Raw genomic sequence first — 14,391 nt, 5'->3', positions numbered from 1 at the left:
GCCAACCCTTCAATAGATGAATGTTTATTCTATATTATATTCATTTATATATAGGTAGTAAAAGGAGTGAGTACCCCTTTCACTTACCTAAGTAGGTTGGTTCCTTAGTATAGGAAACAAGCACATCCTACAATAATAAGGAGAATAAACAATACTACGATCAAGGCAAAACCTGCTCCATAGCCGTAACCCATGAAATACATCCTCCTCCCTTAAGGTCTTGAAAGAATATTCTTTTCAATACATCCTATGTATGTGTGATTTTTTTGATAGGTACAAGTGGCGATATTTTTTAAAGTTTTTTTATTTTTTTAAGAAAAACGCTCGAAATTTCACCTTTTTTTGAAAATTTAAGTATGTTATAATTATACTGTTTCGTTTTTAGAGATGCATCGTTATGCACTCTTTTTTAATTGCTGCCTCGTATTCATCCAAGCAAAAACTCGTATCCTTTCATGTTTATTCAGTCTGGATCGATATGGGCAAAGCTTTGAATATCAAGGTATGCGGAGAGATTAGGATTTCATATTTCAACAGAGAGGTGAACGAACTAGATGGACCAACAAAAGACGAACTCAAATCAACTTACATTATTCAATTACTTGAAATTCGCCATTCCTTCTCTAATCGGTATTTTCCTGTTTATGATACCGATTACTTTCAAAGGAGAAGTCACGATACCTGTCGCACTTCTCGCAGATTGGGTACAACAGGTGTTGGAAGGAAAACTTCCTGCAATTATGACGATCATCATTGCTCTTACGGTTGTCCTGACCCTATTTGCATCAATCTTGAAGCCTACATTCCTAACGGAAAGACCATTTCTGAATTCTCTATTAGTGGTTCGCCCAATATGGGTGTTTGCTAGAGTACTAGGATTGATTTTTGCAGTCATGACTTTATTCCAACTTGGACCTGAGGCTGTATGGTCAGATGCAACGGGAGGTCTTCTGCTAGAGGGGCTTATCCCAGTCCTCTTTTCCGTATTTTTATTTGCGGGATTATTTTTACCATTGCTTCTGAACTTTGGGTTACTAGAGTTGTTCGGAGCGTTATTGACAAAAATCATGAGACCGCTTTTCACATTACCAGGCCGTTCTTCGATCGACTGTCTTGCATCCTGGTTGGGAGATGGTACGATCGGTGTGCTATTGACAAGTAAGCAGTACCAGGAAGGGAACTATTCCAAGCGTGAAGCAGCTGTAATCGGAACGACCTTCTCAGTCGTATCCATTACATTCACGATCGTTGTCCTTCAGCAGATGGAGTTAGAAGCGTATTTCGGTCCATATTATCTGACGATCGTGTTGGCTGGACTAGCTGCGGCATTAATTATGCCTAGGATTCCGCCGCTATCAAAGAAAAAGGACACATATGTGGATGAATCTGACGTTCAAAAAAGCGAGGAAATTCCTGAAGGGATGACCATTTTGGGGCATGGGCTTCGTTCTGCAGCCGCAACTGCAAAAAAGACGCGGAGTTTTGATGCCATCATCAAAGGCGGAACTCAAAATGTGCTCGACATGTGGATGGGTGTCATTCCGATTGTTATGGCAATCGGGACAATCGCATTGATTGTTGCTGAAAATACACCATTCTTTGAGTGGATCGGTGCACCATTTGTACCTCTCCTTCAAATCATGCAAGTACCAGAGGCTGCAGCTGCTGCGCAAACAATGGTTGTCGGATTTGCAGATATGTTCTTGCCGGCACTGATCGCGTCTGAACTTATCCAAAGTGAAATGACAAGGTTCATCATAGCTTGTCTATCCGTAACACAATTGATTTACATGTCTGAAGTCGGTGGTTTGTTACTAGGTTCTAAAATACCAGTGAACTTCAAGGATCTCGTAATCATATTCCTAGAAAGAACATTGATTACGTTGCCTGTCATCGTCATCATGGCACATATCATATTTTAAAAAAAGACGGCTGACCTGATTAAATTGGGTCAGCCTATTTAATGTTACCAGTTAAACCAGAAGTTGCGTATACGTTTTTCTTCGTCATCAACTTCTTCTTCTGTCTCATCTTCTTCCCGTTCCTCATCAAGTTCTTCTTCGTGATCTTCTAGTTCCAGTTCTTCTTCATCTGAATCATCAACACCGATCCCCCACATTGCGTCCCAAATGTTGACTTCTGGTCTTTCTCTTTCTTCGGCCTGATTCGTTTCAACATCATGGTTAGCATTACCACTCGATTTTCTTTTCATATTCACCTCTCCCTTCCATCTGTTATTACAGTATTGATGGAAGGGATATTTGGTAACGGATAATCGCCTATGTTAGGTGAATAAAATAAAAAGAGGTAGGGCTGTTTAGCCTACCTCTTATCTCGGACAATTATTGTTCCTCAAAGAATGAACGGACAGATTCAGGTGTTTTGGCATTTGCGCTGTGCAAGTGACCTTTTTTCTCACCTTTTTCATACACAAGCAAACTCGGAATCCCCATCACTTCGTATTTTTCAGCTAGCTCAGGAAAATCGTCCTTGTCGATCTGATACCATTGCTTATCATTATTTTCTTCAATGATATCACCAATGAACATATCAAGACGCTTACAATCCGGGCACCAATCTGCTTCAAATTTCACGACTGACTTTGTATCTTGGTTGATGATTTCATAAAATTCTTTTTCACTTGTTATTGTTTTCATACTGGTTCCCCCTCTTGTTCTTTCAATACTAGTATACAAAAGAGCAATACGTTTGTTAATCAATCTGTTTTCAATATAATGATGTAAAATAAGCGGGTTCCGAGTATCCTATAAAAAATGACATGGTCGGGAGGAAGGCAATCATGGACCACCATCAACACGAACATAACTATGAGAATAAAAATGCGTTGCGAATATCGTTTTTCTTGATCAGTATATTCATGACTGTCGAAGTAGTTGGCGGGTTATGGACGAACAGCCTTGCATTATTATCTGATGCAGGTCATATGTTCAGTGATGCTGCATCCCTTGGACTGAGCTTTCTAGCCGTTCATTTCGGAAGCAAAAAACCAAATGATTCTAAAACATTTGGTTACAAAAGATTTGAAATTCTCGCCGCATTCATAAATGGTTTAGCGCTAGTTGTGATTTCTTTATTCATCATATATGAAGCGTATGAGAGGTTTATGGACCCTCCCGATGTAGCTGGATATGGGATGCTTTCCATTGCGGCGATCGGATTGATAATCAATTTGGTTGTGGTCTACATACTGATGAAAGGAAATCACCATGACAACTTGAATGTCAAAAGCGCTCTTCTTCATGTTATTGGGGATCTACTAGGTTCTATAGGTGCTATCTTGGCTGCAGTGATCATCATATGGACCGGTTGGGGTTATGCGGATCCTTTAGCTAGTGTCATCGTTGCCATATTGATTCTGATCAGCGGGTGGCGGGTAACATGGGAAGCGATCCATGTGCTAATGGAAGGCACACCACAACATATTAGCATAAGTGATATTAAGGTATCACTTGAATCACTTACACAAATTAAAGGTGTACACGACTTGCATGTATGGTCGATTACATCTGGCTATGTTGCATTAAGCTGCCATATCGTAGTGGAGCCTGGGAGTAATTATCAAGGCATATTGAACCAGGCATCGGATCAACTAAGAAGGGATTTCAACATCAATCACACAACGATTCAGATTGAAGAGGAACCAGAACATTGTGATGGCTGTAATTGATGCGATTTTTAACATCATTCCTTCCAAACAATACTGTCCAGTACCTCTTTAACTTCATCCGGTTTTTGGGTACCGATTAGCATGTTTTTTCCATTCTTGAGTTCGATTCTTATCCCATGGTTCCCTTTTACATTATATCCTTTTTCTCCATCTAGGCTAATCCGAATCCCATAACCCCAAAACTCCCTTATCGGATGATAGGTTTCAACTTGGATAGAATTGATTTCTGAAAAAAGAAAGGTTTGTTTCTTGATCATCAATGGTTTAAATTGAACGTGGATGGACTGATCCGTAACCTTTATTTCCAGTCTCAAGGTAAGAAAGAAAATGGGAAATCCGATACCGAACAAAACCCATAACACGATCAAGACTGGATCAGAAGCAGGATTGGTTCCGAAAGGTAGTCCATAAATGATTTGTTGTATAAAGCCGTACCACATCAAACTGGTTAAAGCGACTACAATAAGAACAACCCACCATAACGTCATCTTTTGCTTCTCTTCATACATGATCTTTTCCACTCTAAACCACGTCCTTATCTGTCAAACTGAAAAACGACGGAATCTCCGATCGGGTTGTAACCAATCTTCTGATAAATGCTGTTGGACGTCGGATTGGATAGATCCGTATACAACGTACAGAATGAATATCCCTCATTCAACAACCGATCGCTCAGTTCAGTTACACAGGCAGTAGCGTAACCTTTCCGTTGATGCTCAGGAGGAGTGTAAACAAAATTAACGCTGACTCCATTTTTCGTACCGCGTGCTTTCCGAGCCATAGATACCGGTTCATCATTGACCAGCCATAGATAAACACTTTGTTCCTGTATGAATTGCCTTGCTTTTTCCTCTGCCTGCTCTTTAGTGAAAGGATTTTCGGTAACAAATGAAAACTGATATCCCCATTCTTTAATGACATCTAAATCATTGAATGTAGCGAGCCGTAATTTCCCGGACCTTTGGATATCTTCTTTCACTTTCGTCAGTTTATAGATACGTTGATCCATTGCCATTTTATATGATTTTCCTGTTTTTTCAGCCCAAATGGTTGCGAAAAGCTTAGAAATCGATTTCTCTCCAATGACACCAGGTAAAGGAACCCCTTCGGTCAACAAATAGTCGATGGCATATTCGACTGCGCTTTTTATCTTTGGATTTAGCGGATCGCCAAACACCCCCATTTTGTATGGTGGGGTCATCAACAAGTACAGCACAGGTTCATGACCGTTCTGTATGGTTAGAAAATAAGGAGGTGGATCAGTCTGCGTCCCTTCTTGTTCCTGTTTTACACAGCGATTCAATATGCCGATAGGAAGATTGTTTAACGCTTCTTGTTTATACAAATCGTGATGAGCATACTCTGCGTACTTCCTTGCACTAGTAAAAGTTATAGCTTCCATTTCTCTACCCTTCCTTCGAACGTCTATTGTAATGTCAGTACCCTTATAATTACATACAAAAAGTACGGAATCCTTCCTTCCGTACCCACTTTGTCTCTACACATGATGAGAATCGTCTATGAAGTTTCGTTCCGGACCATCAGCAAAAGACTCAGTTCCAAGAATACGAGTAAAGTGATAAGGATAAAACCAATCATAACCTATTCTCCGTTTCTTTAAGGTATATAATCAATCATAAGCCATTTCACTATTCTAATCAATAAGTAATTATAAGTAATTTTGCGTAAATACTTTTTGCTTACTTTACTTAAAACACTTATAATGGAATTAAATACTACTATGCGTAACAAGTGAGGTCGATTATGTATCAAGATGAACGTTTAATTGAAATAAAAAAATACTTAAAAGATCATAAACGTATAACCGTAAGTGAAATGATGGAGAGGTATGAGATATCTAGAGATACAGCTAGAAGGGATCTTGTAAAACTGGAAAAGGATACTGACGTAATCAGGACGAGAGGTGGTGCGAAATTACGTACATCATCTTTACCTGAGCTTAGTAAAAACAGTGAATCAAACGGGTATTCCGCGCTCTCGATACAAAGGATCACGAACTATGCGAAATCCATTGTAAAAGAAGGCGATTCTCTACTGTTGGATGGATCTAAAACAGTTGAGTCTTTAACGAATGTATTAACAACACCTCATATTAAGGTCGTTACAAATGCCATCGCCTTGCTTCATATACTCTCTGAGCGTGAACATGTACACATTCATCTCCTTGGTGGAAGATACAATAAAAACAAAAGTTTTTTGTACGGTCCAACATTGATCAAAAGTCTAAATGATTTTCATACTGATAAAGTGTTTATTGGAGCTGAAGGAATGACAGCAGAAGGGATTTCATACAGCAGCGAGGAAGAAGCCTTGGTGAATCAGGCTATGATTAAACGAGGAGACGAAGTAATTGTTCTCATCAGACATTCATCTTTTGGTTCAGAAGCGTTTTATAGAAGTATTCAGTGCCATCAAATCGACAAGGTCATTACTGACAAACATCCTGGAGCTGTCTTTGAGGAGATATTCGAGGAAAACAATGTGGAATTGATTGTCGCTGACAAATCCACAAAATAAAATGCACAAAACAACCCCCATCTTATTGAAGCTGAGTGCTTAAAAGATGGGGGTCGTCTTTATAGATCGGTCATTTTTTGTGCACGCACAAATAGGAACTGTGGACGTTTTGTCAATCGCTCATATTTTTCAGGGAGAACTTTTCTGAACTCTTCTGTCGGCATTGGTTCAATGATTTTTTCGATGACGAATCCATTCAAGTATAACGGCTTTAATATTTCATTCAAAGGGCGGCGATAGAATTGCACTTCCACTGAACCCTCAGGCGTTTCCCATTCATCTGTCAATAATTCCGTTGCAAAGTAATTATCGCAATTGAACAGTGTGAAATCCATGAATGGATGGTGTACGGAAAAAATGAGTCTCCCTTTGTTTTTGAGTATACGATTGAATTCCTGCATGGTTCCTTCCCAATCTTTTAAATAATGAAGCGTAAGCGCCGAAACGATGACATCATATTTGTTAGATTGGATGTTTAACGGTTGATTCAAATCAGCAGTGAACACTTCTGCTACTTTTCCAACACGTTGTTTTGTCATGTTGATCATGTTTTCGCTGAAATCAACAGACGTCACTTTTGCACCATGATCTAGTAACCACTCCGTATACCAACCTGCACCACATCCTGCATCGAGTACGGTTTTATTTTCTACATCTGGCAATAAGGATAACGTGCCTGGTCGTTCATAATACGCATTAAATGGTTTTGTATCTACATGGCGGAAATAATAATCGGCTAGCTTTTGATATGACTCGTATGAGATAGACTTTTCCATACTGTACACTCCTGTTTATAGCTGATCATTTTCGTCAAAAAGGCTGGTATGTACGTGTAAATTAATGCGGACTATAGTCAACTATACTAAAATAACAACATCTTAAGCCTTTTGAAGTCGGTTATTGTAATCTAATGCATGACGCAAATCGACATCTTCATCAAGGTGTTCAGGGGTCCAAGGGATATGGTGGTCAGGCTGTACACCAATATTGTCAATCCCTTTTCCTTGTTGGACTCGATCACTGATTGATGTAGGATACCAGAGTTCGAACCCCTTGGAAGGGAAAGATTCTTTGGCAACATTGCTATAATCCAATACCCCCTTTGTAGGTCTACCTATCATCCTAACTTTAGGAGATTGTGAAGCAATCAAGGCAAATTGATCTCCCGAACTGCCGCAATATCGATCGGTTATGATCATCACAGTTTCAGGTGCTGTGAGTCCATCAATCACTTCTTCATTAGTATCCAAATCGAATTGGACAAAACCTTGTTCCTTATATTTCTTCATATTATCGATGAATGAGAGAATAACATCGTCTTGCCCATATTGTTCGAGAAATCCATTGAATAGGTCCATTCTGTTATCGTAGTTCCGTTTTGTAATCAGATGATAAGTTGAATCATATGTGATGATGGATTCAGGTGGGAAGATATACTTCAACAGAGGTTCATATACCGCATCCATGCCCCCTCTGTTACTCCTAATATCGATGATCAATTTTTCTTTTTTAATGATCTTGTTGTGATTCTCTTTCAACAAAGTCACCATTTGTTCCTTGTCCATAAAGTCATTGATCGATAACAATCCGACATCGGAGCGGATATCCATATATGTATACTTTGAATCATGCTTCGGATTTTCATAGAAGCGGATATCCATTTCAAGCACATTTCCTTGCAGATCTTCAATGGAAATACATTTTGCTCTTTCCAATACGCTTGACCAATTTTGTTCATTTGTATCGTATGTATGAAGAGGCTGTTGATCAATCTGGGTGATTTTCATACCAGGACTCAGCCTTTTTTCCGAATCTACATGGGTAACATACAATTTGTTAACATAATATTCTACTCGGTAACCTATGTAATTTAAATTCGATGTTCCTTCCATCATCTTAAATTTAACATGTTGATCCTTGAAAGCTGACAAGTAATCAGTAACGATCTCATAAAAGGTTTGGTTATCTAATGAACCGTTCTGATCGGCTAGTTTAAGCTCTCTAAAGAAGTAGTCGGGATCATCCCAACCCTTTTTCGCTTCACATCCTGAATAATCCTCATGCATGATTGAGACAATTTCTTTAAAAATCTCCCTAAATCCCATACGAAACAAACTCCTCTATTTTAAATGTAATAAATCCACCCTTCTTCTGTTGCGGTTTCTTTATGTATGCAAGGGTCTTGTAAGGTAACATTCTCGATGAATTGCCCATTCCCTTTAAATAGTAAAGCTAAGATTGAACATATGGCTGCATCATACGCATCTGATCTCGGATTGATTTCAGATGGGATCCGTTTAAGAATCTCTTCCTTAATAAAGGACTGTTCCATAGACTTCACCAACGCAGGATAAACTTCAATCATCACGTGTTTACTCGATTTGTTCCCTTGCTGAGGAATCATTTTAAAGCCTTCCTCTCGGCTCCATTTCAAGGCATAAGATAAAGCCAACGTAGTATTGTTGCCGAGTTTGTCAAATGGAGCAGAAAGCGGTTTTTTGCCAAACTTCTCAAAAATATGTCGCTCTGTATCGCGGTATGCAAACGGGTTTTGTATTTCTTTGGATGGGAATTTTAGCTCATGATCTTCCTGATTCACGAGCTTTCTGTAGGCTATAGGAAAGCCTAGAGAAGCATCCATTCCAATTGTAACTTCCTCAAATTCTTCTATACTTATTTTAGGGTCCAATGCTTCTAATATGGATTGAGGTGTCCAGTGTTGATGTTTTTTCAGATTGGTGTTCCTCGGTGTGCCAATCCATTCGAACTTTTGTGTGTCAAGATTGAATGTGGCAGCGGCAATCCCTTGTTTGGATCCCATCCATCCACCGACATCCCAACCAATACCTAATATTTTTGTCATAAGACTCTCTCCAATCGTTATTTCCCTTCAAACAACAGCCGGATAGAGAAGAATGCGAATACCAACCCTTTCATGCGGTTGATCCATTTGACGATTATTGGATTCCCCCAAAGTTTCTCTCCCACTGTTCCTGCAGAAATAGACAATACAGTGAAAATGATCAGTGCCTGAACAATGAATAATACTCCTAAAATCGTCATTTGCAATGGTACGGCACCGCTTTTCACAGATACAAATTGAGGAAGGAATGCAAGAAAGAAAATGGACACTTTCGGGTTCAAAATGTTCATGAAGATGCCTTTCCTATACAACGCTGATAAGGTATACTGTTTCACTTTTTGTTGCTCAGGCTGGGCGTTCTCTCTGAAGGCTTGGATAGCAAGATACAATAAGTAGATGGCCCCGATGAACTTTATCAAGTTGAAAGCGAGGCTAGATTGATAGAGAATCGCTGAAATCCCGATTGCTGCAGCTAGTGTGTGACCGATGAGGCCTGTACATAACCCAAGACCTGTGGCAATTCCTGCTTTCTTTCCATGCGAAACGCTCTGCGCAAATACGAACATGAAATCTGGTCCTGGTGTAATTGTCAATAATACAGATGCTAAGATGAAATAACTGATCGTGTTTATATCCAATGAACTATTCTCCTTTTATGTACTATTTATCTAGTTTATCAAATTATATTGAGCTGACCCAATATAAATTGAATCAGCTCAAGTATTCTTGTATTCTAGTTTGAAGGTTCTGCAACTCTTACGATGTATTTGCCGATATTCTCGCCCTTGAATAGTCCTATAAACGCATCTGGTATTCTTTCAAATCCTTCAACTACTGTCTCTTTGTATTGTAATTTACCTTCCTGTAACCATTTGGCTAAATCGGATACTGCGTCTTCGAAGTGCGCGCCGTAATCAGATACAATGAAGCCTTTCATCAAAGCGCTATTTACGAGTAAGTTTGGCTGAACACGTATACCTAAATCGGGTTTTTTCAAGTTATAAAGTGAAATCTGTCCGCAAACCGGAATTCGTGCGCCTTTATTGATTAATCTGAGTACGGCATCTGAGACTTCTCCACCTACATTATCAAAATAGACATCTACTCCATCTGGGCAAGCTTGTTTCAACGATTCTTGTAAATCATCAGACTTATAATTCACCACTGCATCAAACTTCAGCTCATCTTTAAGATAGGCAAGTTTCTCTTCCGATCCTGCAATACCTACTACACGAGCGCCAGCGATTTTAGCAATCTGTCCAACGACCGTTCCGACCGCACCAGCTGCTCCAGAAATGACGACTGTTTCGCCGGGCTCTGGTTTTCCGATATCCAATAATCCGAAATAAGCTGTAATACCAGGCATTCCGATCACACCTAAATGAGTTGTGAGAGGGGCTTGAGAAGGGTCGATTTTACGTAGGGCATCTTCATGTGCGAGTTGATAGGTCGCCCACCCTAGATTGCCGATGACGAAATCTCCTTCCTCCAATTCCGTGCTGTTCGATTGGTGGACTTGAGCAATCACCCCTCCTGAGATGACCTCATCCAAGCCATAAGGCTCTACATAGGATTTCTGATCATTCATACGTCCTCTCATGTATGGATCTACAGAGATGTATAGCGCCTTCAGCACCACTTCTCCGGTATCTGGAGCTCTTAAGTCCTCTTCAGTCCATTTGAAATTGTCTTCATTTGGCATACCAACTGGTCTCTTACCTAAACGGATTTGTTTTGCTTTCATTCTCACATTCCACCTTTCCACTTGTCATCCATTATAAATTTCAAGTAGAAAGAAAGGAAATAGATTGCTTGGATATGTATAATGGATAGTTGTAATGAATTTTTGAAACAGAGGTCGTTATTATGTATAAGACAGATACGATATCAGGAAAATTACGTCAATTCATGGTCATTCTCCTACCCATACTGATTACTCAAGTCGGTTTGTTGGCCATGAACTTTTTTGATACGGTCATGAGTGGTCGTGCTGGAGCAAATGATCTTGCTGGTGTTGCAATCGGTTCAAGTCTTTGGGTACCGGTTTTCACTGGATTGACAGGTATTTTAATGGCTTTGACACCGATTGTGGCTCAATTGATCGGGGCGAAAAAGGAAGGTCAAGTATCATTTTCAGTATTACAAGGCGTATACCTTGCCATCTTCTTGTCGGTTGTCGTTGTTCTTCTCGGTTCTTTGGTACTGGATTTGATCTTAAATGGTATGGATCTTACCGATGAAGTGACTTATATCGCAAAGCATTACTTAATCGGATTAGCCTTTGGAATTTTGCCTTTATTCGTGTACACCGCATTAAGAAGTTTCATTGATGCATTGGGAGAGACGAGAACCACTATGTTCATCACTCTCCTATCTTTACCGGTTAATGTATTGTTCAACTACTTATTGATCTTCGGAAAACTTGGCTTCCCTGAACTCGGAGGAATCGGAGCTGGATATGCATCTGCTATCACATACTGGTTCATTTTTTTCGTTGTCCTATTGGTAGTCCATCGGATACGACCATTTTCAATTTATGGCATCTTCAAAACTTTTTATCGAGTATCGTTCGGGAAGTGGAAAGAGATATTGAAGATCGGAGTTCCAATCGGTTTATCTATTTTCTTTGAAGTGAGCATATTTGCAGCAGTTACACTTCTAATGAGTCGATTTGATACCGTCACCATTGCTGCCCACCAAGCCGCGATCAACTTTGCCTCCTTACTTTACATGGCGCCCCTTAGTGTATCGATGGCTTTGACGATTGCAGTAGGGTTCGAAATTGGGGCTCATCGACCGAAAGACGCCAAGCAATACAGTGTCTTGGGAATAATCATTGCTGTTGGTTTTGCACTCTTGTCTGCTGTCCTGCTACTTCTGTTCAATGAACAAATCGCAGGCTTGTATACGAAAGATCAGGCCGTTTTACAGTTGATTGCGCATTTCTTGATCTATGCAATCTTCTTCCAACTTTCAGATGCCATTGCGGCTCCGATTCAGGGTGCACTGAGAGGTTATAAAGACGTCAACATCACACTGATCATGGCATTGATTTCTTATTGGGTCGTGGGACTACCGCTTGGATTTGTTTTGGCAAACTATACTGATTTCGGTGCTTTCGGATATTGGATCGGTTTGAGTTCGGGACTGACGAGCGGTGCGATTACACTCTATCTCCGACTTAGATGGCTACAAAATAGATATGCTAACAAGCTTACAGAGGATGTTCCTGAAGGCACTTCATAATCAGGAAGACGCATCCGATATTATGGATAAGTCTTGCATTGGAGGTGTAGAACGGAATGGAACTTTCATCATTCATGGCGAGCAATTTGCAACAATTACGCCATACGTTGAATATGAATTTGTTGGATGGAAATCTTGCTAAACAAGCTGCCCAATCCACAGTCATGCTGAAAGATTTTCAAGAAGCACAACAGCAGGTTCAACACCCAACATCCGGACATCGAGTGGATGTGAAAGTGTAAGTCGTTATAACGAAGAGGCTGAATCAAGAGGAGTTTCTCCCTTTTGAAATCAGCCTCTTTTATTATGATGGTGAGGAACGGATTCGGCTTATAAATTCTAAATTAGGATAATCATATCAGAATTTGGCTTATAATCATCATTTTTCCTGCGAAGTGCCCACGCACACAACCCTCCATTCACAAAAAAAACAGAGCCGACGCTTCGTCGGCTCTGTTTTTTAAATTTTCTTATGTCAGTATAATCTCTGCCTGCAGCGTTCTGCTACCTCGTAACAGATTTCAGTCAAATTGTATTCTGAAGAGATCGGATGGGATTTGCATTCATTACCACATGCTTCACAGATCAATTCACAAAGCTGGCAAACTTCTTTCGAAAAAGGAGTTTCTCGTTGTAAAGTTAATGCGGTATAAGCACATATATCATAGCATTCAAGGATCAGTCTCGAGCATTCATCTATCGATTCATCAGATGACTGGATGTTGCTGCGTTTGAGCCAATCTTCGCAGAGGTCACGACATTCCATACATAATTCAATTAGGTTTTGATCGGACTCTTTAGCCATCTCTTATACGCCTCCAACAGTATGTTACTATACTGTATCCGTTCTACAGTGAACGTAAACTCCGAGGCGACAATATTTTTTCATTGATTCAAAACTTTGTTGAAAGTTGTTCATAAATAGAGACCACTTCGTCTAGTTTCATCCTTACAAGACCGCTAGATGAAGGAGCAACGAAATCTCTCACACCAGGCACAACCGACTCTTCCTGGAAGCCCCAATCTACTTTTCTTCTGCCGCTGTATTGTTGATAAACGCCTTTCCCAACGAAACATACGACTTTTGGCTTATATTGTTGAATCTTTTCATTTAGTTGGAGCTTACCTTCTACATACTCTTCTTTCGTAATATCTGCAGCTTCCTTTGTCGGTCTGGAAACAATGTTCGTGAATCCATAACCATACAGATCGATGAATTTTCGCCCATCTTCAGGCTTATGCAATTGGTCCGTCAAACCAGATCGATAGAGGATTTTCCAAAACCGGTTATTCGGATTAGCGTAATTATGACCCGTTTCGCTGGAACGTATGCTAGGATTGAAGCCTACAAAGATAATGTTCAGATCGTCATCAAGAATATCGGGTACAGGGTTAAGCATGTGTATCCCCTTCTTTTCTCCGTTCGTTCTTTCTGACACTCATTCCACCAGATAATACGAATTTCATAGCATCTTCTGCCTTCATATCCAATATTTCAACTTCCTCTTTCGGAATAAGGAATGTCATACCAGCCACCTGGAAGGTTTGTGGTACGTATACGGCTATATGATCGACTAATGGATCGGCAATCGAATCAACTTCTTCAGACGTTACAAAGCCAATGGCTTTCATATTTGTGCCAGGTATATAGACCAACGCCACCTTGGAGAATGACTTTTTATCTCCTGCAAATGACTGGAGCGTATCCTTAATAATGGAATATAAACTCTTCACTAGAGGAATGCGATCCAACCACTTATCAAGCAGTTCGACTACTTTTCCACTTATATATTGTTTAGATAACCAACCTAGCAGTGTAATCAAAAGAATGGAAGCGAGCAACCCTAGACCAGGAACATAATCTTCTTGTAAAATCCCTCTGAATGTCTGTCCAAGAATGTTGTCCAGAAATTCAAAAACTTTAATCACGACATAGATGACCAGTATGATAGGAACCACAGTTACGATTCCGTTCAGAAAATTTTTCGCAAATGCTTTCATCCTATACCTCCAAAGATAAAGAAATAGGAGCAACAAATGACTGTCACTCCCTTAG

The 14,391-nt window shown here is 39.9% G+C and carries 18 protein-coding genes; 5 read left to right on the top strand and 13 right to left on the bottom strand.

All coding sequences use genetic code 11. From position 1 onward, the window contains the following. Positions 1–104: 104 nt before the first annotated feature. Positions 105–203 carry a YjcZ family sporulation protein gene (locus tag ACSVDE_RS06945; RefSeq protein WP_226548748.1) on the bottom strand — a complete coding sequence of 33 codons (99 nt, stop codon included), beginning with the start codon at positions 201–203 and terminating at the stop codon, positions 105–107. Between the two features lie 351 nt (positions 204–554). Between ACSVDE_RS06945 and ACSVDE_RS06940 the strand changes: the two genes are divergently transcribed. Next, a complete protein-coding gene (locus ACSVDE_RS06940; protein ID WP_439300202.1) occupies positions 555–1,922 on the top strand; it encodes a YjiH family protein in 1,368 nt (455 codons plus the stop codon). Between the two features lie 44 nt (positions 1,923–1,966). On the opposite strand, the gene ACSVDE_RS06935 is transcribed toward ACSVDE_RS06940, so the two are convergent. Further along, positions 1,967–2,212, bottom strand: a complete 246-nt coding sequence (locus ACSVDE_RS06935) for a hypothetical protein (RefSeq protein WP_439300201.1) — start codon at positions 2,210–2,212, stop codon at positions 1,967–1,969. 130 nt (positions 2,213–2,342) lie between these two features. Then, a complete protein-coding gene (locus ACSVDE_RS06930) occupies positions 2,343–2,657 on the bottom strand; it encodes a thioredoxin family protein (protein WP_439300200.1) in 315 nt (104 codons plus the stop codon). 143 nt (positions 2,658–2,800) lie between these two features. Here ACSVDE_RS06930 and ACSVDE_RS06925 point away from each other — a divergent pair, with 143 nt between their 5' ends. Beyond that, positions 2,801–3,688, top strand: coding sequence for a cation diffusion facilitator family transporter (locus tag ACSVDE_RS06925; RefSeq protein ID WP_439300199.1), 888 nt, complete (start codon positions 2,801–2,803; stop codon positions 3,686–3,688). A 14-nt stretch (positions 3,689–3,702) separates the two neighbouring features. On the opposite strand, the gene ACSVDE_RS06920 is transcribed toward ACSVDE_RS06925, so the two are convergent. Together ACSVDE_RS06920 and ACSVDE_RS06915 are read right to left on the bottom strand one after the other, a co-directional pair. Continuing rightward, the gene (locus ACSVDE_RS06920) at positions 3,703–4,209 is read right to left on the bottom strand and encodes a DUF6141 family protein (RefSeq protein WP_439300198.1); all 507 of its coding nucleotides are present in this window, start codon (positions 4,207–4,209) and stop codon (positions 3,703–3,705) included. 14 nt (positions 4,210–4,223) lie between these two features. Beyond that, positions 4,224–5,090, bottom strand: coding sequence for a GNAT family N-acetyltransferase (locus tag ACSVDE_RS06915; RefSeq protein ID WP_439300197.1), 867 nt, complete (start codon positions 5,088–5,090; stop codon positions 4,224–4,226). 362 nt (positions 5,091–5,452) lie between these two features. Here ACSVDE_RS06915 and ACSVDE_RS06910 point away from each other — a divergent pair, with 362 nt between their 5' ends. Further along, positions 5,453–6,226 carry a DeoR/GlpR family DNA-binding transcription regulator gene (locus tag ACSVDE_RS06910; protein ID WP_439300196.1) on the top strand — a complete coding sequence of 258 codons (774 nt, stop codon included), beginning with the start codon at positions 5,453–5,455 and terminating at the stop codon, positions 6,224–6,226. 59 nt (positions 6,227–6,285) lie between these two features. Here ACSVDE_RS06910 and ACSVDE_RS06905 read toward each other — a convergent pair whose 3' ends face one another. The 5 genes from ACSVDE_RS06905 to ACSVDE_RS06885 form a co-directional block, all read right to left on the bottom strand. Continuing rightward, positions 6,286–7,002: a class I SAM-dependent methyltransferase gene (locus ACSVDE_RS06905; RefSeq protein WP_439300195.1), complete on the bottom strand. Its 717-nt coding sequence runs from the start codon at positions 7,000–7,002 to the stop codon at positions 6,286–6,288. A 102-nt stretch (positions 7,003–7,104) separates the two neighbouring features. Further along, positions 7,105–8,331 (bottom strand): S41 family peptidase, encoded by a 1,227-nt coding sequence (locus tag ACSVDE_RS06900; RefSeq protein WP_439300194.1) that lies wholly within the window; start codon positions 8,329–8,331, stop codon positions 7,105–7,107. Between the two features lie 20 nt (positions 8,332–8,351). Further along, positions 8,352–9,089 (bottom strand): hypothetical protein, encoded by a 738-nt coding sequence (locus ACSVDE_RS06895; protein WP_439300193.1) that lies wholly within the window; start codon positions 9,087–9,089, stop codon positions 8,352–8,354. Positions 9,090–9,106: 17 nt separating this feature from the next. Continuing rightward, on the bottom strand, positions 9,107–9,727 hold the full coding sequence (locus ACSVDE_RS06890; RefSeq protein ID WP_439300192.1) for a LysE family translocator: 621 nt from the start codon (positions 9,725–9,727) through the stop codon (positions 9,107–9,109). Between the two features lie 95 nt (positions 9,728–9,822). Next, positions 9,823–10,833: an NADP-dependent oxidoreductase gene (locus tag ACSVDE_RS06885; protein WP_439300191.1), complete on the bottom strand. Its 1,011-nt coding sequence runs from the start codon at positions 10,831–10,833 to the stop codon at positions 9,823–9,825. A 122-nt stretch (positions 10,834–10,955) separates the two neighbouring features. Here ACSVDE_RS06885 and ACSVDE_RS06880 point away from each other — a divergent pair, with 122 nt between their 5' ends. Together ACSVDE_RS06880 and ACSVDE_RS06875 are read left to right on the top strand one after the other, a co-directional pair. Continuing rightward, a complete protein-coding gene (locus ACSVDE_RS06880) occupies positions 10,956–12,335 on the top strand; it encodes an MATE family efflux transporter (protein WP_439300190.1) in 1,380 nt (459 codons plus the stop codon). A gap of 56 nt (positions 12,336–12,391) precedes the next feature. Then, complete coding sequence (locus tag ACSVDE_RS06875; protein ID WP_439300189.1) at positions 12,392–12,577, top strand: polyribonucleotide nucleotidyltransferase; 186 nt, start codon at positions 12,392–12,394, stop codon at positions 12,575–12,577. A 233-nt stretch (positions 12,578–12,810) separates the two neighbouring features. On the opposite strand, the gene ACSVDE_RS06870 is transcribed toward ACSVDE_RS06875, so the two are convergent. From ACSVDE_RS06870 to ACSVDE_RS06860, 3 genes are all read right to left on the bottom strand, one after another. After that, positions 12,811–13,140, bottom strand: coding sequence for a four-helix bundle copper-binding protein (locus tag ACSVDE_RS06870; RefSeq protein WP_439300188.1), 330 nt, complete (start codon positions 13,138–13,140; stop codon positions 12,811–12,813). An 88-nt stretch (positions 13,141–13,228) separates the two neighbouring features. Next, a complete protein-coding gene (locus ACSVDE_RS06865) occupies positions 13,229–13,735 on the bottom strand; it encodes a mismatch-specific DNA-glycosylase (RefSeq protein WP_439300187.1) in 507 nt (168 codons plus the stop codon). Next, the gene (locus tag ACSVDE_RS06860) at positions 13,728–14,336 is read right to left on the bottom strand and encodes a DUF502 domain-containing protein (protein WP_439300186.1); all 609 of its coding nucleotides are present in this window, start codon (positions 14,334–14,336) and stop codon (positions 13,728–13,730) included. Before ACSVDE_RS06860 ends, ACSVDE_RS06865 begins: the two co-directional genes overlap by 8 nt. Positions 14,337–14,391 lie beyond the last annotated feature (55 nt).

Source organism: Pseudalkalibacillus sp. Hm43 (genome assembly GCF_051842935.1).
Lineage (GTDB): Bacteria > Bacillota > Bacilli > Bacillales > Fictibacillaceae > Pseudalkalibacillus.
This window is presented reverse-complemented; position numbering and strand designations above follow the sequence as displayed.